Source organism: Bacillus cereus group sp. Bce019, from assembly GCF_051781745.1.
In the GTDB taxonomy this organism is placed as follows: Bacteria; Bacillota; Bacilli; order Bacillales; family Bacillaceae_G; genus Bacillus_A; species Bacillus_A cereus.
The window spans coordinates 347,836-372,222 of sequence record NZ_JBPWJX010000002.1; the positions used below are offsets into that span (position 1 = coordinate 347,836).

Genomic DNA, 24,387 nt, shown 5'->3' on the forward strand with positions numbered 1-24,387 from the left:
AAAAATCATCGGAAACGAAAGCTTTTAAAATCCCGTTCCTAATTTAAAATGTAAAAACAATGAAATAGTATGGTAGCGGGAAGAAAGTAGTAAAATTAAGCATCCGAGTAGGAGTATAGAGTGATAACATGTTACAATACAGCTAAGAACATGCAATAAAGGAGAGTTTTTTACGTGAAGATTAAAGCAATTGAACCGACGCCAAGTCCAAATACAATGAAAGTTATTTTGAATGAAGTATTACCATCAGGAGCACGTAATAATTATACAAATGAAAATAAAGAACAAGCACCAATGCAAGTGCAAGAAATTTTGAAAATTGAAGGCATTAAAGGTGTATATCATGTAGCCGACTTTTTAGCAGTCGAGCGAAATGCAAAGTATGACTGGAAAGTATTATTACAACAAGTTCGTGCTGTTTTCGGCGAAGAAGTATTGGAAGAAAGTGAAGAACAACAACTTGCTCATTTTGGAGAAGTGAAAGTGTTTGTTCAAATGTTCTTTACAATTCCAATGCAAGTAAAGTTAACAGATGGAACGACGGAAGAACGTGTTGGCTTACCAGATCGTTTCAAAGAATCAATTATGAAAGTACAAATGTCTGCACCAAACGTTGTAAAAGAGCGTAAATGGGTAGAACAAAGTACACGTTACGGTAATTTTGAAGAAATTGGGAAAGAAGTAGTGGAAGAGATTGTTGCTGCTTATTCAGAAGAACGTGTAAATGAAACGGTTAAAGAATTATTAAATCAAGCGGGTGCTGTTGAAGTAACGATTCAAAAGCGTGAGCCATATAAAGTAACAGAAGAGATGATGAAAGATTCTGAATGGAAAAACCGTTTTGCAGCATTAGAACAAATGGATCCTACTGAAGAAGATATTCCAGTGTTGAAGATGGCGTTAGATGATGAAAAAGTTTCAATACGCCGCTTAGCAACAGCGTATTTAGGTATGGTAAAAGGTGATGAAGTATTACCGTTATTATATAAAGCGTTGTTAGATCGTTCTGTAAGTGTTCGCCGTACTGCAGGAGATTGTTTATCAGATGTAGGTGATCCGGCAGCGATGTTCGTTATGATTAAATCTCTGAAAGATCCAAGTAAATTAGTACGCTGGCGTGCAGCGATGTTCTTATTTGAACTTGGAGATGAAAGTGCGATTCCAGCATTAAAAGCAGCGCAAGATGATCCAGAGTTTGAAGTAGCGATGCAAGCACGTCTAGCATTAGAGCGTATTGAAGGCGGAGAAGAAGCAAAAGGTTCTGTATGGAAACAAATGACGGAGTCACGTAAAGGGGAATAATGTATGATTGTTTTCTATGATAGTTGGTGTCCGATGTGTACGGCCGTTGCAGAACGTACGAAAAAATTAGATAAAAAGGGTAAGATGAAATTTGTTTCATTTCGAAATGAAGATGTAGTTGAGAAGTATGAGCTTTCTCAAGAACTACAAAGTAAGATGGAACAAAGACTGTATATTTTTAAAAATAATAAGTGGTATGACGGTATTCAGAGCATAGATGTATTAGCAAAGGCCGTTCCATCTTATTGGTTTGCAGTTCCTTTTATAAAGCTATCTATCGTACTTGGTTTTGGAAGTAAAGTATACGATTATATCGCTAATAATAGAAAACTTGTTCCAGTGGGACATTGCCGCGGTGGGGTTTGTGAAATCCCTACAAAAAAATGAAATCATCGTTATCTTTCTTTTGCACCTATTAATAGAGCGTGATATGATGAATTTGGAATGAAAGTTGAAGGAGAGATTACAAGATGTCAAATGCTTATGAAGAATACATGCGCCAAATGGTAATCCCAATGCGCCAAGAGTTAGTGCGTTCTGGGTTTGAAGAGTTAACTACAGAAGAAGCTGTAACAGAATTTATGGAAAATACATCAGGTACAACTTTAGTAGTTGTAAACTCTGTTTGTGGTTGTGCAGCTGGTTTAGCACGTCCATCAGCAGGTCAAGCGGTTGTTCGTGCTGAAAAACAGCCTGATCATCTTGTAACTGTATTCGCAGGTCAAGATAAAGATGCTACTGCAAAAATGCGTGAATACTTCGGAGAAATTCCTCCATCTTCACCATCTATGGCATTATTAAAAGGAAAAGAAGTTGTTCACTTCATTCACCGTCATGAAATTGAAGGTGCAACTATGGACGAAATTATTACGAACTTAGAACAAGCTTTCGAAAAGAATTGCTAAAGAAGGGGGAGAGTAAATCTCCCTCTTTTCTTTATATAGAGGTGAAACAATGATCGTAACAACAGCAGGAAGAACGAACAAAGAAATGACAGATTATGCAAACGAGGTAGCAGCAGAATTAAATGCTTCTTTCGTTCAACGTAATGACATACCAGTACATAAGCTACATGAGCAGTATGAACAAGATGTGCTTGTCGTAGGGAAGAACCGATTAGCTATTTATCCAAAAGGTACGGAAGAATCGTTTTTCTTTCATCCGAACTCAGCGATGTTTCGTGTGAAAAGGTTAATGCGTGGAGAACACGATCCGTTTGTACAAGCCACGCAATTAGAGAGAGGAATGACAGTGTTAGATTGTACGCTCGGGATGGCATCAGATAGTATTGTAGCTAGTTATGTTGTTGGGGAAAGCGGAAAAGTAACAGGACTTGAAGGCAATGAGTATATGGCTTATATTATGGAAAATGGTTTGAAAACATGGTCTTCATCCGTTTCTGAAATTGATGAAGCAATGCAAAGAATCCAAGTAAAGCAAACGGAGCATTTTTCATTTTTAGCGCAATGTGAAGACAATAGTTACGATGTCGTTTACCTTGATCCGATGTTTGAAGAAACTGTCATAGAATCCGATGGAATTAAAGGATTAAAACACTTCGCTTTGTATCATGATATTACTGACGAAACAATTGCGGAGGCAAAACGAGTGGCGAGAAAACGTGTCGTTTTAAAAGATCATTTTCGTAGTTCTAGATTTGAAAAACACAATTTTTATGTATACAAAAGAAAAAGTGCTAAGTTTCACTTTGGTGTAATTGACCCTTGCTAATTGTTTGAAAAGATGTATAATAAGCAATAATTAATTAAATATACTGTCTGTGATGAAGAGAGTAGTCTTTTTTAGAAGGAAAGCGAGCTAGGGATGGTGTGAGCCTAGTACGGAAGAAAAAGATGAAGCGCACTTCGGAGATGCTTCTTGAATGAATAGTAGAGAAAGCCGAGGCCCCCTGTCCTCGTTATAAACGGGAAAGTGGTTCGTAACGAACAACAAGGGTGGTACCACGGGTTAAAACTCGTCTCTTTTTTAGAGACGAGTTTTTTGTGTTTTAAAAAATAAGGAGGTTGTATCATGGATTATAAAATGCAGTTTGCGGAAAGTTTATCTAATATTTTCACGAATGAATTAACGCAAAAACAAATTTTAGATTTAATTGAAACACCGAAACAAGATGAATTTGGAGATGCAGCGTTCCCATGCTTTTCATTAGCGAAGCAATATAAAAAAGCACCAGCTCTTATCGCAAAGGAAGTTGCTGAGAAATTCAATGATCCGTTTTTTACGAAAATAGAAGCCGTTGGTCCTTATGTAAATGTATTTTTTAATCGTGAAACTGTAAGTGATGATGTATTAAAAACGATTTTAGCAGAGAAAGAAGAGTACGGTCATAATAGCTTTGGATGTGAAAAAACGGTAGTTATCGATTATTCCTCTCCTAATATCGCGAAACCTTTTTCAATGGGGCATTTACGTTCTACAATGATTGGAAATTCATTGAAGCATATCGCCGAAAAATGTGGCTATGAAGTTGTCGGAATCAATTATATTGGAGATTGGGGAACACAGTTTGGAAAGTTAATTACCGCATATAGAAAATGGGGAAATGAAGAAGTAGTGAAAGAGGACCCAATACGTGAGTTATTTAAGTTATATGTTCAGTTTCATGCAGAAGTAAAAGAGAATGAAGAATTAGAAGAAGAAGGACGTGCTTGGTTTAAAAAGCTAGAAGAAGGCGATGAAGAAGCTGTTGAACTTTGGAATTGGTTCCGTCACGAATCATTAAAAGAATTTTCTCGTATTTATGAACTTCTCGGTGTGGAATTTACTAATTTTCAAGGCGAAGCTTTCTATAATGATAAAATGGAAGACTTTATTGGGATTTTAGAAGAGCACGACTTACTGGAAGAATCAGAAGGCGCATTAGTCGTTAATTTAGAAGAAGAAGGTATGCCGCCATGTTTAATTAGAAAGTCAGATGGTGCGACGATTTATGCAACGCGTGACTTAACGGCAGCTTTATATCGTCAAAACACTTATGGGTTTGATAAAGCGCTATATGTTGTTGGTCCAGAACAAAGCTTACATTTCAATCAATTTTTCACCGTATTAAAAAAACTTGGCCATACTTGGGTTGATGGTATGGAACACGTACCGTTTGGCTTCATTTTAAAAGATGGTAAGAAAATGTCGACACGTAAAGGAAGAGTTATTTTACTTGAAGAAGTACTCGAAGAAGCAATCGAACTTGCAAAACAAAATATTGAAGAGAAAAATCCAAACTTAAAACAAAAAGAAGTAGTAGCAAAGCAAGTCGGTGTTGGTGCAGTCATCTTCCACGATTTAAAAAATGAGCGTATGCATAATATCGAATTCTCATTAGAAAATATGCTGAAATTTGAAGGAGAAACAGGACCTTACGTACAGTACACACATGCACGTGCTTGTTCTATTTTAAGAAAAGAAAGTGTAGAATTTGAAACATGTACATTTGCTTTAAAAGACGATCATAGCTGGAGTGTCGTAAAATTACTAAATAAATTCCCGCAAATAATTGGAGCAGCTTTCAATAAAAATGAGCCATCGATTATTTCGAAATATATATTAGATGTAGCACAATCATTCAATAAATATTACGGTAATGTTCGTATATTAGAAGAGAGCAAAGAAAAAGACAGCAGACTCGCATTGGTTTATGCTGTGACGGTTGTATTAAAAGAAGGATTACGTTTACTTGGGGTGGAGGCACCTGAGGAGATGTAACATAGTAGTAAACTGACAAACTGGGTCTAGTATAAACCTGGTTTGTTTTTTTATTGGATATATATTTTTTTTGCAAAATCAATTAAAATCTTTTTAGAGAGGGTGATTCATATTGATTCGAACTTTTATTTTACAAGTTCCTTGTCATAGAAGATTAGATAGGAGTTTTTTTAAACTACAAAAGTACATACCTTTATGTGCGCGTTGTACAGGCATGCTTATTGGTATTTTAATGTTTCCAATTTATTTTTATATGACACCTTCATTTCTTTCGGCAATCATACTATCATTTTTCGCTCAAATTCCGTTACTTATCGATGGGTTCACCCAAAAGTGGAAATGGAGAAGTAGCTCAAATTTGCTAAGAATAACTACTGGTGTATTAAGCGGTAATGGTATGGGATTATTCATTTCCTCTAGTGTTATATGGATATTATCTTAAGATATATAGTAATGGAGGTATTTACATAGATGTTCTGGATTTACTTAATTCTAATTTTTATTTCAGGCGGAAGTGGAATTGGTTTTATGACTCAAAATAACTATACAGAAGCAATAATAGCTTTTGTTATTTGTATACTATTGTTTGGGCTACTGTATTATTATCTTAAAAGAAACAAAAGAAAGAGAAAAGCAGATTGTGACGATTTAGACTGTACGGATTGTTTTGATTGTGATTGTACTTGTTAAATTTTTCTTCCAAATAAAAAGCTAGTGTATTATTAAAAATACACTAGCTTTTTTGCTTTGAAATTTTAAGAAAAGTGTAGGAATACGACTATTCTATAGAGAACTTTAGTTTTGTATATAAAAGGAGGCGTTAGATGTTGGAAACATATGATTGGAACAATAAACTAACATATTTAAAAAACACGAGAGATTTATATTACAACGACGATTATGTAAGCTTTTTAGTAAATACAGTTTGGAAGATTACTAAGCCTGTACATATCGTTGATTACGGTTGTGGATATGGTTATTTAGGGTTAGTATTAATGCCATTACTCCCAGAAGGTTCAAAGTATACAGGTATTGATAGTGGAGAAACATTATTAGCTGAAGCCAGAGAGTTGTTTCGTTTACTTCCGTATGATTCAGAATTTCTTGAAGGAGATGCTACAGAAATTGAACTGAACGATAAATACGATATAGCAATCTGTCATGCTTTCTTATTACATATGACTACTCCAGAAACAATGCTACAAAAAATGATACATTCAGTTAAAAAGGGTGGGAAAATAATCTGTTTTGAACCACATTGGATTTCTAATATGGCTTCTTATTTACTAGATGGGGAGAAACAATCGGAATTTATTCAGCTAGGTGTTTTGCAGAAATTATTTGAAAGTGATACGCAAAGAAATGGTAAAGATGGCAATATAGGCATGAAAATACCGATATATTTAAGTGAATTAGGTGTGAAAAATATTGAATGTAGAGTAAGCGATAAAGTGAACTTTTTAGATTCAAATATGCATCACAATGATAAAAACGATTTGTATCAATCATTAAAAGAAGAGGGGATTGCAGGTGATCCGGGTGATAAGCAACAATTTGTAGAACGTTTAATAGCCAGAGGATTAACATATGATAATGCGCTAGCTCAATATGAAGCTGAACTACGATTTTTAAAAATATTTCATGTGTATTCTTCTTTTGTATACGCTCCCAATATGAAAATTACATTTGGTGACATAGTTTGTTAAAAGGTATGATGTATAAGGATTGTCGTTTAATGTCGATAAGTCGATATTCGACATATAATCGCTGATAAATGTTAAGAATCGGTCGATATAATTTGAAAATCGCCGATAAAATGAAAGAATCGCTGATATATTTGAATTATCGCCGATATAATTTTATGTACTAATTTCAGCTTCTACAAGATTAAAACCGCATGTTACGTTATTCCATATAATTAAACAAAATACAGAGAAAAACAATCATTTTTACTATATTTTGTTATAAATTTGAATAATATTAATTAATACCATCCATTATAAGAGATTTTAGTTGAATACATACTATATGGTGTGTAAAATCTAAGCAAGTAGCAGTTTAAATATAAATTCGAGGTGAATGCATGCTAGATTTTAAGCAATTAGAAACTTGTTTAAAAGACAAGAGGTTTGTAGATGGATTACAAGAAATAAATAATGAAATTGCATATATAAAAGAAACGAATACTTTATCCTATGTGAAGAATTGGCTTGTCAATATTCCTTCGCATAAGGAGTTCGATATATTAATTCGCCTTACTGATGAAGGGCTTATGCACCAATATAGTTCATTCCTCATTCGTTACGCTTATAAAAAATTCCCAAATATGAGAACGCTCTCTTTATATTGTGATGAGTTAATTGATGAGCAGAAAATTCTTGAAGCAGAGCAGTTGTTAAAATCTTCTTTAGAAGAGTTAAGTAAAGAAGAAATAGATGCAGATTTTTTAGCGAAAACATATTTTACGTTAGTACGATGTCTTTTAGAAATGAAACGAAACGAAGAAGCGTTAATGTATATGCAAAAAGCAGAGGAGTACAGTGCGCGCGCAGTGTTTGATAAATGGGGCTACGTTTATATGCATACAGGTGAATGGGAGAAAGCGGAAGAACAATTTATTGCTGGCATGCAGCATGAAGATTGTGAAGAGTTATCTACCTATTTATTATCACAATTGTATGCGAATAAAGGAGAACAAAAACGCGCGATACAGTTAATCGATGATGCAATTGTAAAATTCCCACAAGTACCATATTTTCATTTTGAGAAGATAAAGTATTTATTAGATTTAGAGCAATATGAAGAGATGTTAGCGGTAATAGATAACATAAATACTCAGCTGCCGTATCATGCCTATAATACTTACTTTGTACATTTACGTGCAGAAGCACTGTACAAAATGAATAAATTTGCAGATTTACAAAAACTATTAAAAGAAGAAAAGAGTTTAAAAGAATCTTTATATCATAATTTAGAAAAAAATCCGGATGGAAAAAAGGTTCACTTGCCGATAGTTCCTATTGTACAAAAGGATAATTATTGTGTTCCGACAAGTTTAGAGATGATGTTGCGTATATGGGGAGAGAAACGTACACAAGATGAAATAGCAGAGTTTATTTTTGATATGACAGGTTCGAAGTTTTCAGATACTGTTTCTTATTTAGAAGAATTAGGTTATGAATATCGTTATTTTAAAGGGAATGAAGAGAATTATAAGAGACTGATTGACGAAGGAATTCCTGTTTTATTAAGTATAGATATTGAGCATGCTTCACACGTACAAGTTCTATCTGGATATGATGATACATTGCAAGCTTTCTATGTTCAAGATCCAAACTTTATAGAACCAGTTCTTGTGGAATATAGTAAATTACAAGAAAAATATCGTTATACAGGCTGTTTAGCAATCACGTTTGTTCCGAAAGAAAAGAAGGAGCAACTAGCGTTTCTAAGTGAGGAAGAAAATCGTTACTTTAAATCTATTTTTTCTCTTACGGATCATTTAGATGAACATGACAAAGAGGGGATTAGTAACTTAGTACAATTTTTAAAAGAAACGAGTGATAATCCAAATACGTGGTTATATACGATAAAGCACTTAGATGTTGAAGTAGATAAAGAATTTATTTTATATTGTATCGATAAGTTAATGGAAAAGTTTCCGAACTCGGACTTTGTTAAATTGCATGGTGCACAGTGTTTTATTCGTCTTCAAGAAGTAGAGAAAGCGGAGCAAATGCTGACAAGCGTTGAGAAGAAAAATAATCGTGCTTTATATCATTTAATAAATGGAAGATATGCTTTTGAGCAGGAAAGTTATATAGAAGCGATTTCAAGCTTTCGTTCATCGTTACAATTAGACGCAGATCAGCCTATTGCTTGGAGTTTTCTCGCTTTATCCTATATGTATATTGATCAATCTGAAAAAGCATTGCAATACTCTCAAGTTGCGTTAGAGCGTAGTCCTGAAAGGTTCACTTTAACAAATCACGGTTTAATATTAATAGATTTAGAAAGATATGAAGAAGCATATGAAATCTTTAATGACTTGTTAAAAGAGTATAAATATGAAGCGCATGTATGGTATGAACGAGCGAGATGTGCACATCAACTAGGGAAATTATATTTAGCAATAAAAGGGCTTAAAGTAGCGATTCGTTTGGATAGTAATGCACCTTACATTTATACGAAACTTTCGGAAATATACGAATCTGATTTGAAGGATGAGGAAAGTGCGAAAGAAATTTTATTAAACGGTATTGAGAATTGTGATGATAAAGCACCTCTTTACGTAAAATTAGGTGATTATCATTTTCAAAATGATAGCTTGGAAGAAGCAGAAGTATTGTATAAGCGTGCTTTAGAAGAAAATGATGAGGATGTTTATTCTCACTTCGGACTTACACAAGTTTATATGGCAAGAGAACAATATAAGGAAGCAAAAGAATATATACTTGGTCTTGAGAAGCAAATTGAAAAGAGCCAAGATTTCCTCATGAATGCAGGAATGGTTTTATGGGATGCTGAAATTGAACTTGGTGGAAATGAAGAAGGGTTTAAAGTAGCACTATCTAAGTTAGAAAATGGTATAAAGAAAAGTGATTATAATGTAGCAAGTGCGTTAGATGAATATGTGAATCGAATTAAAGGAACGGAATTTGTACAACGAGGTATAGCATTTTTAAGAACGTTACACAAAGAAAGAAATGAAGTAAGTGAGTACGGTTGTTATGCAGGTATTTTATATGAATCTATTGGACAGTACGGCCAAGCGATGAAAAGATATAATAAGGCGATAGAACAAATGGAAACGGCATTACCGTATTACCGAATTGGTGAAACACTTATGGCATTAGGGCAATTGACGGAAGCAAAACAAGCGTATGAAACATGTTTAGAGCTTGATGGGAATTTCGTAGGTGTACATTTACAGCTTGCGGAAATATACGAAAAAGAAGAAAACCGTTCTAAAGAACAAAGTCATATGGTTCAGGCGATGAAAGAAGAGCCGTTGCATATTAATATGGAATATTTAGCACAGCTTTCAGTAGATATGAATCTTCAGGAAGAATTGCTGACTGAACTAGAACAATTAGTGGACGAAGTACCTGAAATATGGCGTTTAGATGCGATTGCATATGTGTACGGAGCGATGAATGAAATAGATAAAGAACAAGCACAGGTTGAATACGCACTACAATTAGATGGTGAGCATATAGAAGTTCTATATCATTATGCAAAAGTATTAGTGAAAAAAAGAAATGTAAAAGCAATTGAAGTTGCAATGAAAGTAATACAAAAAGATTTTGATAATGAACGTATATTTGATGTTTATGTAAAAGCAGTAGAGCAACATAAAAAATTGTCTAACATACGAGATTTTCTTCATACGTTAAAGGTGAAAAAAGCAGAAAGGAGTACAGCATTCATGTATGCTGCAGCTGCGGTTACGGAAATATGGATTGAACGCCAGCTGCATGAACAGCCAAAACGATCTATCATTACGAGAGCTTTTTATCGTATGAAAAATCGTGCGAAAGAAATTTCAATGGTTACTATGATAATTGATTTATATGAAATCTCTTTAAAGTTAAATCCGAAAAATAGTATGGCAGCACAGCGATTTGCGCTATTTTATGAGAATGTAGAGATGAATAAAGAAGCAATAGAGATTCTGCACACGTCACTAGAAAATAAATGGGATTATGACGTAGCGAAGCAACTTGTAAATCTTTTCGTTGAGTGCGAGGAAGAAGATATGTTAAGAGATGCTTTGGAATTAACGAAACAAATGGTTCGAGAACTACCAGATGATTATGATACTCTTCTTCTGCAAGCACAAGTATTCTTTAAAGCAGGGGAAGAAAGAAAAGCAGAAAAGATTATCTTGCAATTAACAGAGCAAACACCGTTTGTAAGTAGAGCATTTCTTGCTTTAGGAGAAATATATCAAAGTCAAGAAAGGTTTGAAGAGGCAATTCATGTATTAGAAAATGCTTCTATACATCATCCAAATGAAACAGCAATTCTTCTTTCTTTAGCATCTTCATATCATGGTGCCGGCCAAACGATAAAGGCAGAAAAAATAACAAATGAAGTATTAATAATTGACGCGAGTGATTTGTTAGCAAGATATGATCGAGCTTGTTATTTAGCACAGTTAAATAGAAATGAAGAGGCGAAGGAAGAGCTTGAATTTGTCCTTCGTGAGGATGAATCGGGATTCTTTGCTGAACTTATTGAGGATGATGAAAATTTAGCAGCATTGCGAGAATTTGAAAAGTAATTGTATAAGAATAGGGAAAAAAGATAAGGATATATTTTGAATTAGTTGACAATTAGTTGCTAAATGGCATAAAATAACTTTTAACAAAGTATACAAATCTGAAGACGAGAAAGAGTAAAATAGTGAGCTGTTCTCCAGAGAGCCGGTATATTGCTGAAAGCCGGTGTGCAGACGTTATTTGAAAATCATCTCCGAGGAGCCGAGGCTGAAAGTAAGTAAGCCCGGACGGATGTCTACCGTTACAAAGAACACGTATGATAGTACGTTGCTAAGTGCTATTAGTGAAAAAGCTAATAGAATTAGGGTGGTATCGCGGGTAAACCCGTCCCTACTTTATAGGGACGGGTTTTTTGTGTGCTTTAAAATATTCAAAGGAGTGATTGTATATGGAAAAAGTAGATGTAAAAGAATCAGCTGTAGGAAGAGAAATGCGAATTCGCAAACAGTGGAACGAACAAAATATTTTCGAACAATCAATTCAGAATCGAGAAGGCGCACAGTCTTTCGTATTTTATGAAGGACCACCAACGGCGAACGGACTACCGCATGTAGGTCATGCACTTGGACGAACAATTAAAGACTTAGTAGCAAGATATAAAACGATGGCTGGTTATAAAGTGTTAAGAAAAGCAGGATGGGATACACATGGTTTACCTGTAGAATTAGGCGTTGAGAAGCAACTTGGTATTTCTGGTAAACATGAGATCGAAGAATATGGCATTGAACCATTTATTCAAAAGTGTAAAGAGAGTGTTTTCACATATGAGAAGCAGTGGCGCGAATTCACTGAAAGTATTGGTTATTGGGTAGATATGGATGATCCATATGTAACTTTAAAGAATCCATATATCGAAAGTGTATGGCATATTTTGGGGACAATCCATGAAAAAGGATTGTTATATAAAGGACATAGAGTTTCACCATACTGCCCAAGCTGCCAAACCTCATTGAGCTCACATGAGGTTGCACAAGGGTATAAAACAGTAAAAGATTTAAGTGCAACTGTGAAGTTTAAAGTGAAAGATAGTGAAAATGAGTATTTCTTAGGTTGGACAACGACACCTTGGACACTTCCAGCAAACGTTGCGCTTGCTGTCCATCCAAATATGGAATACGTTAAAGCAAAACAAGAAAGTCATGTATACATTGTTGCAAAAGAACGTGTACAAGAAGTATTAAAAGAGAACTATGAAGTATTATCTGTTCATAAAGGCGAAGAATTATTAAACACATCTTATACAGCGCCATTTCCGATGAAAGAAGTTACAAATGGTTACCGCGTTATTGCAGCAGATTTTGTAACGGGAGATAGTGGTACAGGACTTGTTCATATTGCTCCAGCATATGGAGAGGACGATTATAGAGTTGTTCAAAGTGAAGGATTGTCATTCTTGCACGTTGTAGATGAAAAAGGTGAGTATACAGAGGCAGTACCATTTTTGAAAGGGAAATTTGTAAAAGATTGTGACGTGGATATCGTTCGTTATTTAGCGAAGGAAGGTTTACTGTATCATAAAGAAAAATATGAACATAGCTATCCGCATTGCTGGCGTTGTGATTCACCACTACTTTATTATGCAGGAGAAAGTTGGTTAATCCGAACAACTGCAATTAAAGATACATTTTTACAAAATAATGATTCTGTTACTTGGTATCCGGATCATATGAAACATGGACGTTTTGGTAAGTTTTTAGAAAATATGGTAGATTGGAATATTAGCCGAAATAGATATTGGGGAACGCCATTGAATGTATGGGAATGTGAAAGTTGTGATCATCAGTTCGCACCGAAAAGCATTGCCGAATTAAGAAAGCATAGTACGAAAGAAACACCAGAAGATTTGGAATTGCATAAGCCTTATGTAGATGAAGTGCAAGTCTGCTGCGGGAAATGCGGAGGCACAATGAATCGTACACCAGAAGTGATTGATGTTTGGTTTGATAGTGGTTCTATGCCATTTGCACAATATCATTACCCATTTGAAAATAAAGAGTTATTTGAAGAGCAGTTTCCAGCGGATGTTATTGCAGAAGGAATTGATCAAACACGCGGCTGGTTTTATAGTTTATTAGCAGTATCAGCACTATATACAGGAAAAGTACCGTATAAACGAGTGTTATCATTAGGGCATGTTTTAGATGAAGAAGGGCAGAAAATGTCTAAAAGCAAAGGAAATGCACTAGATCCAGTTGATTTAGTAGATAAATTTGGTGCAGATGCGCTAAGATGGGCTTTACTTGTTGATAGTGCCCCGTGGAATGCGAAGCGTTTTTCTGAAAGAACAGTACTGGAAGCGAAATCTAAATTTGTAGATACATTAGTCAATGTGTATAGCTTCTACGTTTTATATGCAAATTTAGATGAGTATAATCCGAAAGAAACGTATGATGTAAAGCTTACGAAATTAGACGAATGGGTATTAACAAGATTGCATAGTACAACGAAAAAAGTGAGAACTGCACTTGATGATTATCAATTTACGAATGCAGCTCGTGAAATTGCAGCACTTGTAGATGAAGTGAGTAACTGGTATGTAAGACGCTCACGTAATCGTTTCTGGGAATCTGGTATGAACGCTGAGAAAGCAGCTGCGTATGAGACACTTCATGAAGTGCTTGTAACAATTAGTAAATTAATTGCACCATTTACACCGTTTGTCGCGGAAGACATTCATCTAAATTTAGAAGGAAGCAGCGTTCATTTAGCCGATTATCCAGTTGTAAATGAATCACTACTTCAACCAAAATTAGAAGCGGAAATGGATGCTGTTTTACAAGTTGTTGAACTTGGAAGAAGTAACCGTAATCAGCATTCTTTAAAAGTAAAACAGCCGCTAGCAGAACTTGTATTACTTGAGCATAACGAGAATGATATGGATTGGGAATCTTATCGTGATATCGTTATGGATGAGTTAAATGTAAAAGCGTTCCATGTTGAACTCGATGAAACAAAATACACATCATATCAATTGAAGCTTAATTTTAAAACAGCGGGGCCAAAATTCGGTAAAAATGTGAATGCAGTGAATGGTTGGCTAAAACAATTATCACAAGAAGAAGTACAAAACTTTGTATCAACAGGAAGAGCAGTTTACGAAGCAACACCAGAAGGAGAAGTAGTTGTAACTGCTGAAGATGTGTTAGTTGAGAAAGTTGCAAAATCAGGATTCTCTAATACGACTAACGGACAATATACAGTTATGTTAGATACGAATGTAACGGAAGAATTGTTACAAGAAGGAGTAGCGCGTGAATTCATTCGTGCGGTTCAAGAATACCGTAAACAGTTGAATTTACCAGTTAATTTACGAGTCGATATTATTCTTGATACAGAAGAAGAACTACAGCGAACGTTAACGAACCATAAAGATTTATTGGAAGAAAACTTACTCGTTAAACAATTTACATTTGGTCACTTAACGAACGAAGATGATGAACTTTCTTTAGGTGAAACAAAACTTAGAATTAAATTAAGTGCAGCTAATTAAAGAAAAAAGGAAGTTGGAATGATTCCAACTTCCTTTTTTGTATGGAGGTAAATTAACTAGCTAATTTCCTCATAATCCATTCGATAGGTCCTCTAGAAAATTTCTTTCTCCATAATACGCTAAACAAAATACTGAAAATGAAAAATACAGTAGCAAATAATAAAACGAAAAGTAGTGTTTGATGTTCCATTCTATTGAATAGAATTAATGTCCCAATCCCGATAAATACATGACTTACATAATGAGTTAATGTTAATTGACCTGTTTGTATAATGGAAGTAACAAACCAATTATTTTCATATTTTTCAGTAATATAGAGGCAAAGTATTAATATAGCAATAGCAGATCCTGTTGCAGATAAAATGTACAATACATTTGGTAAAACGGGTCCTGTATTAAACAAAAATGTAGCAGCTGCTTTGCCAATGTGTGGAATGAAGTAGTACGTGAGCCCTTTTGATAAAAGTTCTATCAGTATGGTGAATGTAATACCGAGCAAGAGCAACCTATCTCTAATCTTTTTATTATGAAGATCTAATCTGCCAATTATCATACCGATTAAGAAGAATGAAAACCATGGGAAAAAAGGGTGATAACCATTAAAGAATAAATTGCGAAGAAAACCGTTAACTGTCCAGAAGTCTACATAGTTTATAAATGGAGTAGGGCCTCCCCAACCTTCGAAAGCATTGAAAGTAAGCTGAAGAGATTGTGCCAAGAGTAGGATAATAATAGATAAGAAGAGTAATGCTTTTTTTCGGACTGTAATGAGTAAGGCAGCAACGAAAAGGTAAACACCATAGTAGTGTAATATATCCCCAGTCCACTCCATTACGTATAAAAGTAATCCTAAAATAAATAAGAATAGTGCCCGTTTCCATATGATCTTTCGGCTATTAGAAATTTTTATTTTTTCATTTCTAGCAACAGAGGATCTAGTCATTAAAGATATTCCAATTCCAGCAAGTATAACAAACAAGGCAGAAGCTCTACCTTCAAAAAGTGACATTAAAGTTATTAAAAATGGGGGACCATTTCCTTCTGCACCTGTTATCACCATAAAATTAACAAGCAGCATACCAAACATCGCCAAGGCCCTAGCAAAGTCTAAGCCGATAATTCGTTTTTTAGTATTCAATTCAATCCCTTCTTTCAAAAATACTGTTTACAGCTTCCATCCATATTTGTCTATAATCTATATCCACATGTAACATCATAAAATTCCCGACATTATCAAGCACTAATGCTAACATATGAGCTTTTGAAACTAGATTTTTATTTTCAATTAATTGCAGCTCATTTGCTTTTGTAAGGAGTGATTCAAACCCTTGTAAATATTCTGTTTGCACAGTTAGTAATCGATCTTTGTACATATCATTTCTTGAAGATAGTAATACATATTCTTGCAACACACGATTAAAATAAGGATCGTTCTGCTGTTCATCAATTATTTTGAATCCAATTTCAATGCATTTCTCAATAAAATTTTCTTTCGTAAACTCTTCTGTATGGAAGAAGGAAGAAAACTGCATCGCAGCACATAATTCTGTGAAAATACATTCGATTAATGCATCTTTAGATTTAAAGTAATAATAAATGGACGGTTTAGCAATTCCGACTTCTTCAGCAATCATAGAATAGGTCGTTTTAGTAATGCCATGTCCGGCAAACAGTCGATAGCTTGCTTCCATAATTGAAGAGAGTGTTTCTTCACTTTTGCTCATAATAAAGCCTCCTACAAAAAGGTTATATAAATCGTATCATTCATAAATATTTTTTTCAACCTACCGTTAGGTAAAAAATATCCTGTTTTTTACAAAGTAATTTAAAAAGGTTAAGAGTTATGGAAATACTTTAGAAATATATTTCTAAAGTATTGTGTTCACTTTACACATAAATATTGAGAAAATTTCACTTACCCTAAATGGAAAGGTAATAGAAGTGTTCATAGAGAATTACTCGTAGATTCAATTTTTATCCATCCGTTTTGCGGGGAATGATTGCCTAGTGGTAATGGGATAAGGTTGAGCTACTTTATTAGGGGGAGTGGTTCTATGTTTAATAAAAAAATGGTGGCAATGGCAATGACCGTGCCGTTAGTAATGGGGACGATTTCTACGGTTTCGGCATTGGAAAAACAACAGCAAGTAAAGTTAGAAGCTTATTCGCCACAGAAAAAAGCAACTGAATATTTAAAAGAAAATGCTGCGCAGTATGGATTGAAAACAGATCTTTCAGACTTGCAATATATTTCTACAACAGAAACATCAGTAGCTTCATATGTTAGGTTCCAACAAGTTGTTAATGGTGCACCTGTATTTTCAAAACAAATAACAGTTACGCTTAACGGAGAGGGAAAGGGAGTACTCGCTGTTTCTGATTATCAGCCTGTTACAGGTGTGAAGGAAGTAACGACAAAAATTAGTGAAAAAGATGCAATACAAAAATCAATGGCGTATGTTGGAGAAGCAAGTGAGCAAAATTTATGGGCTCCTACAGATAAAGAGTTCGGATATATTGTTGAAGAAGGAATTGCTCGTCCAGTATATAAAGTTGTAGTCCATTCTAATAATCCATTTGGTGCATGGGAAACATTTATTGATGCAGAAAATGGAAAGTTAATTAAAAAGGTTGATATAAACCGAAAAGCTGAAGGGTCAGGAAAAGTATTTTTACCTAACCCAGTCGTATCTAGCGGTAGTAAAGTAGGCTTAAAAGATAATAACGATGCAGATTCAACAGCTCTAACGAACCAACTGAAAACTGTTACGTTAAAAGGTTTAGATGGAACAGGATTTTTAATTGGAGAATATGTAACGATTTCTTCAAAAGCGAAAACAAAATCTACGAATTTACAATTTAACTATACACGCGCAAATGATAGCTTTGAAGATGTTATGTCGTACTATCATATCGACACATTGCAACGTTACATTCAAAGTCTAGGTTTTAAAAATATTAATAACCGTTCGATAAAAGTGAATGTTAATGGTACAACTGATGATAACTCATTCTATTCTCCATCAACAAAAGCTTTGACTTTCGGTACTGGCGGTGTTGATGATGCAGAAGATGCTGGTATTATCGCACATGAATATGGGCATTCGATTCAAGATAACCAAGTTCCTGGCTTTGGTAGTTCAGCAGAAGGTGGAGCGATGGGAGAAGGATTTGGGGACTTCTTAGGTGCTACATATGAAGATGCAGTATCGACTACTGGATATGGTAAAGCATGTGTTGGAGAATGGGATGCGACAGCTTATTCTAGTTCAGATCCAACATGCTTACGCCGATTAGATAATAATAAAGTATATCCGAAAGATATAACGAATGAAGTGCATGATGATGGTGAAATTTGGGCTCAAGGCCAATACGAAATGGCACAAGCTTTTGGCCGTGATGTAGCAACAAAAATCATTTTACAATCACACTGGTCATTAACACCAAACTCTAAATTCAGTGATGGAGCGAAAGCGATTAAGCAAGCGGATGCTCTTTTATATGGCGGACAACATGCTGCTGATATTGATCGCATTTGGGCAGCGAGAGGCATTAGTACGAATTAATATAAAAAGTCGTGGCGTTTATAAGCCACGACTTTTTAATTTGCTTACGAACTGGTACTAGTAAATAAAGCTATATCAATGATAGTGTGAATATATCCGTATCCCATTTATTTTTTAGCTTCTTTAAAAACAAAATGCTCTTTAAATTTTCTAGACTCCACTTTTTGACCATTTCTCATGGAGCGGAAAGGGTGTTCTTGCCATGTAATAATTACATCAACCTCATCCGCTTTTGTAGCAACAGGTAAATTAGCGTGTTCAAATCCAGTTTTTCCACTTGCCAAACGACTTTCCTTTAGGGAAAAGAGTTCATATTTCGTTTTCTTATTTGGTTCGTTGCGGAATACTTCGACGTTTACATTATATACTTCATTATTCCCGACATTCTTTACTGAAAAATGATATGTTTGAAATTCATCTTTTTTAGCTTGAAGCATATTCTTGTTTGTTTTTTTCGGTTTATCAATATTCACTTGCCATTGATCAGAGTTTTGAGAGATTGGTAAAGATTTTGGTGAATAGGCATACGTTTCGTTTACTACAATTAAGCAAAACAAAAGGAGAAAGAAACTAATTGCTTTTTGCATAAACACACCTCGCTTTAAAATTTTTATTAATATGCGTAAATGAATTAGTTTTTATGTAAAAATTGGAAAATGTTAAAGGTGTAATTTTGGATTTAATACATAAGAATATGTATTACAAAATTAACTTTTCACACTTTAGAAGAATCTAGGAGTTAGAAAATCAGAATGTTTTAAAAAAGGCTTGCATTTTATAAAGTAAGGAGTTAGAATACTCTGTAAATATAAAAAGTGATGATCAGGAAAAGTACATGGTGCAAAGATCTACAGAGAGCAGCCGGTTGCTGGGAAGGTTGCGATACCGCATGATGGAAAGACACCTGTGAGTGTTGCTTTGAACGTGATTATTAGTAAAAGCAAACGGTACCTACCGTTATCAGGGCTAAGATGGTCAGTATGACAATTTGGGTGGTACCGCGGAAAAAAATCCGTCCCTATTTATAGGGGCGGATTTTTGTATTCTTTGAAAGGGGGTGAGTGACCGTGGATGATGACGATGACAACAATAACGTAAATAAATATAAAATTACTGGAGGGAAAAATAATGGATTCAATAATGAAGCGTTCACTCACAAAAGAATGTACAAAGCAAAGTGGAAAGGTTGTATTACTTCAAGGATGGGTAAAAAAAATTCGGCACCTTGGAAATGTTAGTTTTTTATTATTACGGGACAGAACAGGAGTAATTCAATGTGTATTAGAAAATGAATTGGCCGGATATAAAGTTGATGTAGAAAGTGTTGTCCATGTAATCGGTGAAACAGTCGAGACGTCGAAAACAGAATTGGGTGTTGAAGTACTTGCTCATGAAGTGAAAGTAATAAACGGTGCAGAGCCACTTCCATTTGAAATAAATAAAAAGAAGTTACAAGTTGGCTTAGATCAACTACTTAATGAGCGAGTAATATCATTAAGGCATGAGCGAACCGCAGCGATTTTTAAAGTGAAATCTACACTTGTTCAGAGCTTTAGTGAATTTCTTATAGAGAACGATTTCACACGGATCTTTACGCCGAAAATTGTTTCGCAAGGGGCAGAAGGAGGAGCAAATGTTTTTAAGCTTCCATACTTCCAAAAAGAAGCTTATTTAGCACAATCACCACAGTTTTATAAGCAAATGATGGTGGCAGGTGGGTTAGAACGAGTTTTTGAAATTGCACCTGTATATAGAGCGGAACATCATAATTCTTCCCGTCATTTGAATGAATATATATCGTTAGACGTAGAACTTGGTTTTATTCATGATTTTTATGAAGTGATGCAACTAGAGACGGATGTTTTACGATATATGTTTCAACAAGTAGCGAAAAAATGTGAAATAGAACTACAACTATTACAAATAGAAGTACCTGTTATTACTGAAATACCTAAAATTACATTGTTAGAAGCACAAGAAATTTTGAAAAGTAAGTATCGTAAAGAATCTCCTGTAGGGGATTTAGATACAGAAGGTGAAAAGTTACTAGGGAAATATGTAAAGGAAACATATAATAGTGAATTTGTTTTCATTACACATTATCCGAAAGAAGCGAGACCGATGTATACGATGCAAAATAAAGAGAATCCAGCTATTACTGATTCATTTGACTTATTATATAAAGGGCTAGAAATAACGTCAGGGGCACAGCGAATTCATAATTATGAATTGTTACTCGCTTCGTTTAAAGAAAAAGGATTACATCCAGAGAAATTTCAATCTTATTTAAATACATTCCGATATGGTTGTCCACCACATGGAGGTTTCGGAATTGGGTTAGAAAGGATTGTATATAAACTATTAGAATTAACAAATGTACGAGAGGCTAGTGCTTTTCCAAGAGACTGTACAAGACTTATCCCTTAATAATGAGGAGGAATGTATCCGTTGTGCTATTTTATAGTACAACGGTTTTTTAGTTCCTAAAATTCAGCACTTTCTCACCAGATTTTAATGTAAGCTTAATTGTGCTCTCTTTTTTCACCTTTAATATAAGCCGTAGATACGAAAGATATATAAGGTGAAGGGAGAAATAATACATGCGTATTTTAGTTGTACCATCAGGATTTAAAGAAAGTTTAGGGGCGAAGGAAGCTGCTGATGTAATGAAAGAAGGGATTTTAAAAGTTATGCCACTTGCTACTGTAGAGACTTTACCAATGGTTGATGGTGGGGAAGGTTTTACAGAGACAATTATAAATATTACTGGTGGAAAAATGTATAAAGTACAAGTAATGGGACCTGTTGGAGATGAGATACAATCTTATTTTGGTGTTTTTGAAACGAGAAATGGTGAGCGTACAGCTGTTATTGAAATGGCTGCGGCGGCTGGGCTACGCCTTGTACCGAGAGATTTACGTGATCCAAGAAAAACGACTACTCATGGTGTTGGACAGTTAATAGAATTAGCTTTAAATAAAGGGGTAGATCGTATATTAATAGGGTGTGGTGATTCAGGTACATCTGATGGAGGAGCTGGTATGGCTCAAGCATTAGGTGTAAAGTTTTTAAATAGAGATGGAAAGGAATTGCAAATTCAAGGAGGAACATCTTTATTACAAGTTTCGAAAATAGATACATTACAAGTAGATCCTAGATTAAGGCATGTTCAAATCGATGTTGCTTGTAATTGGTTTAATCAATTATGCGGTGAGCATGGAGTAGCTAGAGTGTTTGGTCCGCAAAAGGGTGCTAACGAAGAACAAGTAATAGAACTAGAAAAAGCATTGGAGCGCTATGCTTCTATTATAAAAAAAGATATAGGTATAGATGTACATCATACACCAGGAAGTGGTGCATCTGGCGGTCTTGGTGCTGGACTACAAGCTTTAATTGGGGCAACACTTCATCCGAGATACGATATTATTATGAAGTATATGGATTTAAATAAACTATTGTTAAAGTGTGATCTTGTATTTACCGCGGAAGGAAGTATAGATTTTCAAACACCACGTGGAAAAATTCCAGCTGAGGTGGCTAAATGTGCAAAAAAATATGGGTTACCAGTAATAGCGTTAGTAGGGACAGTCGGTAAAGGAGCACGTATTAATTATGATTATGGAATTGATGCATATACAAGTATACTACCAATGCCATCTTCTTTGGAAAATGCATTTTCAAATGCAGAGAAATGGCTTCGTGATTGTACAGAGAGTACGATGCGTACAGTGTTAGTCGGTTATCAAATCGCTTCTCGGCTGAATAAAAGTGGGTACGTATCATGATTGAAAAAAATGTAGTGGAATTACATGTGAATAGTACTGATAATCCGAAAACTAAGCCATCTTGGGTTATTCCCGTAGCGCTTATATTAATGGCAGAAATAGTTCTTTTGCTTCCATCATCATTAACGATGGAAGCGAAATGGAGTTTGTTTGGATTTTGCTGTGCAATTATATTATGGACAACAACAACGATAAATTCGGCCTATATTGCACTCGGTTCTGTATTATTTCTAATTATTTCAGGAACAGCAAAGCAAGATCTTTTATTTGATTCGCTAGCTTCGGATGTGATTTGGCTTATGATCGGTTCGTTTATTTTAGGAAGAGCACTTCAAATTACCGGTCTAGCTGAAAAAATGACGTACTTTGTTGTAAATCGCGCTCGTAATATATCAGGCTTATGCTGGATTTTAACGATGATTATTCAAATACTTGCCTTTTTTATTCCATCTACATCGGGACGCGCAGCGGTTGTATTACCTGTTTTTCAAGCTATATCTAAAGAAATTGGAAGTAGAAGAATTACGAAAGCATTAGCAATTTTAATGCCTACTGTTATTTTAGTTTCAACAAGTTCTACAATTATTGGTGCAGGCTCACATTTAATCGCGCTAGATATGTTAAAGGAATTTAATAATAAAAACATTACGTTCGTAAAGTGGTTAATATGGGGATTACCATTTGGAGTCATAATGAGCTTTATGTGTTGTCGCGTAATATTATTTTTATTTTTAGATAAAGAAGAAGTAAAGACGAAACTACAGCCGAAAAAAGTGCAGGTTAAATTATCAAGAAATGAAAAATATACAATAACTATTTTAATAGCGATGGTAACTTTTTGGTTAACAGAGTCGTTACACGGTTTGGAAATTGCTACTGTAACTATAATCGGAGTTTTTTTATTAACTTTACCAAAAGTCGGTGTGATGAAGTGGAAAGAAAGTTTGAAAGGTGTCTCCTGGAACTTAATTTTATTTGTTGGAGCAGCAATTGCATTAGGAAAATCATTAATGGAAAGTGGTGCAGCGCAATGGATTATGCAGAAGTTATTTTCTGTAACAAAATTTATTGATGATCAATCAATTTTCATTGTGCTACTAGTAATTGTTATTCTTTCCGTAACATCACATTTATATATTACATCTCACACTACGAGAGCAGTAATTTTTATTCCGCCACTACTATACTTTGCAACTAGTCTACAATTAAATGAAGTAGCTGTCTTATTTATAGGTATTGTTGGAATGAATTATTGTTTAACCTTTCCGGTCAGTTCTAAGGCACTACTATTATTTCAAGAAAGTGATAGAGAAACTTTTCAACCACAAGATTTATTAAAATTAAGTAGTTATTTAAGCGTTATTTATATATTTGTAATGGTTATATTTTACTATGCATATTGGCAATGGGTTGGATTGTCTCTTTAAAAATCAGGAATATATTTCATTCCTGATTTTTTTCATTAAGGATAAAATATATTGGGTATTTTTTCTTTTGAAGGAAAGTATTACTTGTTATACTAAAATGGTGCAAATATATATTATAGGAGGCTTTTATGGGAGAAAGGATTTTAATCGTTGAGGATGAAGAAAAAATTGCTCGTGTCGTGCAGTTAGAATTAGAATTTGAAGGATATGAAAGTGAAATTGCAAAAACAGGTACAGAGGCAATGGAAAAGTTCAGCAATGGTAACTGGGATTTAATATTACTTGATGTAATGCTTCCAAATATAAGTGGGTTAGAAGTTCTTCGAAGAATACGTTTGAAAAATGCTGTAATACCTATTATTTTATTAACTGCTCGTGACTCAGTTGTTGACAAGGTTAGTGGTTTAGATCAAGGAGCAAGTGACTATATCACAAAGCCTTTTCAAATAGAAGAATTATTAGCGAGAATTCGTGCTTGTTTAAGAATTTCAAATGTAGTAAAAGAAGAGGAAAATAGTAGTTATCAAATTGCAGATTTATATTTAGATGAGAAAACGAGAGAAGTGAAAAGAGGGGATAATCTAGTCGACTTGACACCACGTGAATTTGATTTATTACTCTTTTTAATGAAGCATGAAAATCAAGTGTTAAACCGTGAGCAAATTGTAACGAATGTTTGGGGATTTGATTATTATGGCGATACAAATGTTGTTGATGTATATATTAGATATTTGCGTAAAAAAGTAGATTGTAATGTGGACGTACCACTTATTCACACTGTTAGAGGTGTTGGGTATGTCTTAAAGGGGTAAT

At 34.6% G+C, this 24,387-nt stretch carries 18 protein-coding genes and 3 other annotated features; of the genes, 15 read left to right on the plus strand and 3 right to left on the minus strand.

What is annotated here, in order from left to right; translation table 11 throughout:
- Window positions 1–174: 174 nt before the first annotated feature.
- The 10 genes from ACS2QP_RS05220 to ileS all read left to right on the plus strand — a co-directional run bounded on the left by ACS2QP_RS05220 (window position 175) and on the right by ileS (window position 14,796).
- Window positions 175–1,302 (plus strand): conserved virulence factor C family protein, encoded by a 1,128-nt coding sequence (locus tag ACS2QP_RS05220; RefSeq protein ID WP_438882184.1) that lies wholly within the window; start codon window positions 175–177, stop codon window positions 1,300–1,302.
- Between the two features lie 3 nt (window positions 1,303–1,305).
- Entirely contained in the window at window positions 1,306–1,689 is a 384-nt protein-coding gene (locus ACS2QP_RS05225; RefSeq protein ID WP_000634884.1) for a thiol-disulfide oxidoreductase DCC family protein, read from the plus strand.
- Window positions 1,690–1,772: 83 nt separating this feature from the next.
- Window positions 1,773–2,207 carry a BrxA/BrxB family bacilliredoxin gene (locus ACS2QP_RS05230; RefSeq protein ID WP_000063706.1) on the plus strand — a complete coding sequence of 145 codons (435 nt, stop codon included), beginning with the start codon at window positions 1,773–1,775 and terminating at the stop codon, window positions 2,205–2,207.
- Between the two features lie 49 nt (window positions 2,208–2,256).
- Complete coding sequence (locus ACS2QP_RS05235; protein ID WP_438882185.1) at window positions 2,257–3,033, plus strand: class I SAM-dependent methyltransferase; 777 nt, start codon at window positions 2,257–2,259, stop codon at window positions 3,031–3,033.
- 40 nt (window positions 3,034–3,073) lie between these two features.
- Window positions 3,074–3,288, plus strand: a binding site (T-box leader).
- A 45-nt stretch (window positions 3,289–3,333) separates the two neighbouring features.
- Window positions 3,334–5,022 carry an arginine--tRNA ligase gene (argS, locus tag ACS2QP_RS05240; RefSeq protein WP_438882186.1) on the plus strand — a complete coding sequence of 563 codons (1,689 nt, stop codon included), beginning with the start codon at window positions 3,334–3,336 and terminating at the stop codon, window positions 5,020–5,022.
- Between the two features lie 112 nt (window positions 5,023–5,134).
- A complete protein-coding gene (locus ACS2QP_RS05245) occupies window positions 5,135–5,464 on the plus strand; it encodes a DUF2085 domain-containing protein (protein ID WP_438882187.1) in 330 nt (109 codons plus the stop codon).
- A 29-nt stretch (window positions 5,465–5,493) separates the two neighbouring features.
- Window positions 5,494–5,712: a hypothetical protein gene (locus tag ACS2QP_RS05250; RefSeq protein WP_000498606.1), complete on the plus strand. Its 219-nt coding sequence runs from the start codon at window positions 5,494–5,496 to the stop codon at window positions 5,710–5,712.
- A 137-nt stretch (window positions 5,713–5,849) separates the two neighbouring features.
- Window positions 5,850–6,728, plus strand: coding sequence for a class I SAM-dependent methyltransferase (locus tag ACS2QP_RS05255; RefSeq protein ID WP_153582329.1), 879 nt, complete (start codon window positions 5,850–5,852; stop codon window positions 6,726–6,728).
- A gap of 377 nt (window positions 6,729–7,105) precedes the next feature.
- Window positions 7,106–11,308, plus strand: coding sequence for a tetratricopeptide repeat protein (locus ACS2QP_RS05260; RefSeq protein WP_438882188.1), 4,203 nt, complete (start codon window positions 7,106–7,108; stop codon window positions 11,306–11,308).
- Between the two features lie 92 nt (window positions 11,309–11,400).
- Window positions 11,401–11,641 (plus strand) — a binding site (T-box leader).
- Window positions 11,642–11,694: 53 nt separating this feature from the next.
- Window positions 11,695–14,796, plus strand: a complete 3,102-nt coding sequence (ileS, locus tag ACS2QP_RS05265; protein WP_438882189.1) for an isoleucine--tRNA ligase — start codon at window positions 11,695–11,697, stop codon at window positions 14,794–14,796.
- Between the two features lie 52 nt (window positions 14,797–14,848).
- On the opposite strand, the gene ACS2QP_RS05270 is transcribed toward ileS, so the two are convergent.
- The gene (locus ACS2QP_RS05270) at window positions 14,849–15,934 is read right to left on the minus strand and encodes a DUF418 domain-containing protein (RefSeq protein ID WP_001093114.1); all 1,086 of its coding nucleotides are present in this window, start codon (window positions 15,932–15,934) and stop codon (window positions 14,849–14,851) included.
- Window position 15,935: 1 nt separating this feature from the next.
- The gene (locus ACS2QP_RS05275) at window positions 15,936–16,520 is read right to left on the minus strand and encodes a TetR/AcrR family transcriptional regulator (RefSeq protein WP_000045218.1); all 585 of its coding nucleotides are present in this window, start codon (window positions 16,518–16,520) and stop codon (window positions 15,936–15,938) included.
- 330 nt (window positions 16,521–16,850) lie between these two features.
- Here ACS2QP_RS05275 and ACS2QP_RS05280 point away from each other — a divergent pair, with 330 nt between their 5' ends.
- On the plus strand, window positions 16,851–18,362 hold the full coding sequence (locus ACS2QP_RS05280) for a M36 family metallopeptidase (RefSeq protein ID WP_000482273.1): 1,512 nt from the start codon (window positions 16,851–16,853) through the stop codon (window positions 18,360–18,362).
- Between the two features lie 107 nt (window positions 18,363–18,469).
- On the opposite strand, the gene ACS2QP_RS05285 is transcribed toward ACS2QP_RS05280, so the two are convergent.
- Window positions 18,470–18,949, minus strand: coding sequence for a hypothetical protein (locus tag ACS2QP_RS05285; protein ID WP_001167906.1), 480 nt, complete (start codon window positions 18,947–18,949; stop codon window positions 18,470–18,472).
- A gap of 222 nt (window positions 18,950–19,171) precedes the next feature.
- Window positions 19,172–19,385: a binding site (T-box leader), on the plus strand.
- Between the two features lie 105 nt (window positions 19,386–19,490).
- Here ACS2QP_RS05285 and aspS point away from each other — a divergent pair.
- The 4 genes from aspS (at window position 19,491) to ACS2QP_RS05305 (ending at window position 24,386) form a co-directional block, all read left to right on the plus strand.
- Window positions 19,491–20,789: an aspartate--tRNA(Asn) ligase gene (gene aspS / locus ACS2QP_RS05290; protein WP_048538763.1), complete on the plus strand. Its 1,299-nt coding sequence runs from the start codon at window positions 19,491–19,493 to the stop codon at window positions 20,787–20,789.
- Between the two features lie 173 nt (window positions 20,790–20,962).
- Window positions 20,963–22,147 (plus strand): glycerate kinase family protein, encoded by a 1,185-nt coding sequence (locus ACS2QP_RS05295; protein WP_061457143.1) that lies wholly within the window; start codon window positions 20,963–20,965, stop codon window positions 22,145–22,147.
- Window positions 22,144–23,574: an SLC13 family permease gene (locus tag ACS2QP_RS05300; RefSeq protein ID WP_438882190.1), complete on the plus strand. Its 1,431-nt coding sequence runs from the start codon at window positions 22,144–22,146 to the stop codon at window positions 23,572–23,574. The genes ACS2QP_RS05295 and ACS2QP_RS05300 overlap by 4 nt, the downstream gene beginning before the upstream one ends.
- 128 nt (window positions 23,575–23,702) lie before the next feature.
- Window positions 23,703–24,386, plus strand: a complete 684-nt coding sequence (locus ACS2QP_RS05305) for a response regulator transcription factor (protein ID WP_000504581.1) — start codon at window positions 23,703–23,705, stop codon at window positions 24,384–24,386.
- The last annotated feature ends 1 nt before the right edge of the window (window position 24,387 follow it).

Coding starts and splice junctions, on each gene's coding strand:
- ACS2QP_RS05225 (WP_000634884.1), top strand. CDS start 1,306: ATGATTGTTTTCTATGATAGTTGGTGTCCGATGTGTACGGCCGTTGCA.
- ACS2QP_RS05230 (WP_000063706.1), top strand. CDS start 1,773: ATGTCAAATGCTTATGAAGAATACATGCGCCAAATGGTAATCCCAATG.
- ACS2QP_RS05235 (WP_438882185.1), top strand. CDS start 2,257: ATGATCGTAACAACAGCAGGAAGAACGAACAAAGAAATGACAGATTAT.
- argS (WP_438882186.1), top strand. CDS start 3,334: ATGGATTATAAAATGCAGTTTGCGGAAAGTTTATCTAATATTTTCACG.
- ACS2QP_RS05250 (WP_000498606.1), top strand. CDS start 5,494: ATGTTCTGGATTTACTTAATTCTAATTTTTATTTCAGGCGGAAGTGGA.
- ACS2QP_RS05260 (WP_438882188.1), top strand. CDS start 7,106: ATGCTAGATTTTAAGCAATTAGAAACTTGTTTAAAAGACAAGAGGTTT.
- ileS (WP_438882189.1), top strand. CDS start 11,695: ATGGAAAAAGTAGATGTAAAAGAATCAGCTGTAGGAAGAGAAATGCGA.
- ACS2QP_RS05275 (WP_000045218.1), bottom strand. CDS start 16,520: ATGAGCAAAAGTGAAGAAACACTCTCTTCAATTATGGAAGCAAGCTAT.
- ACS2QP_RS05280 (WP_000482273.1), top strand. CDS start 16,851: ATGTTTAATAAAAAAATGGTGGCAATGGCAATGACCGTGCCGTTAGTA.
- ACS2QP_RS05285 (WP_001167906.1), bottom strand. CDS start 18,949: ATGCAAAAAGCAATTAGTTTCTTTCTCCTTTTGTTTTGCTTAATTGTA.
- aspS (WP_048538763.1), top strand. CDS start 19,491: ATGGATTCAATAATGAAGCGTTCACTCACAAAAGAATGTACAAAGCAA.
- ACS2QP_RS05295 (WP_061457143.1), top strand. CDS start 20,963: ATGCGTATTTTAGTTGTACCATCAGGATTTAAAGAAAGTTTAGGGGCG.
- ACS2QP_RS05300 (WP_438882190.1), top strand. CDS start 22,144: ATGATTGAAAAAAATGTAGTGGAATTACATGTGAATAGTACTGATAAT.
- ACS2QP_RS05305 (WP_000504581.1), top strand. CDS start 23,703: ATGGGAGAAAGGATTTTAATCGTTGAGGATGAAGAAAAAATTGCTCGT.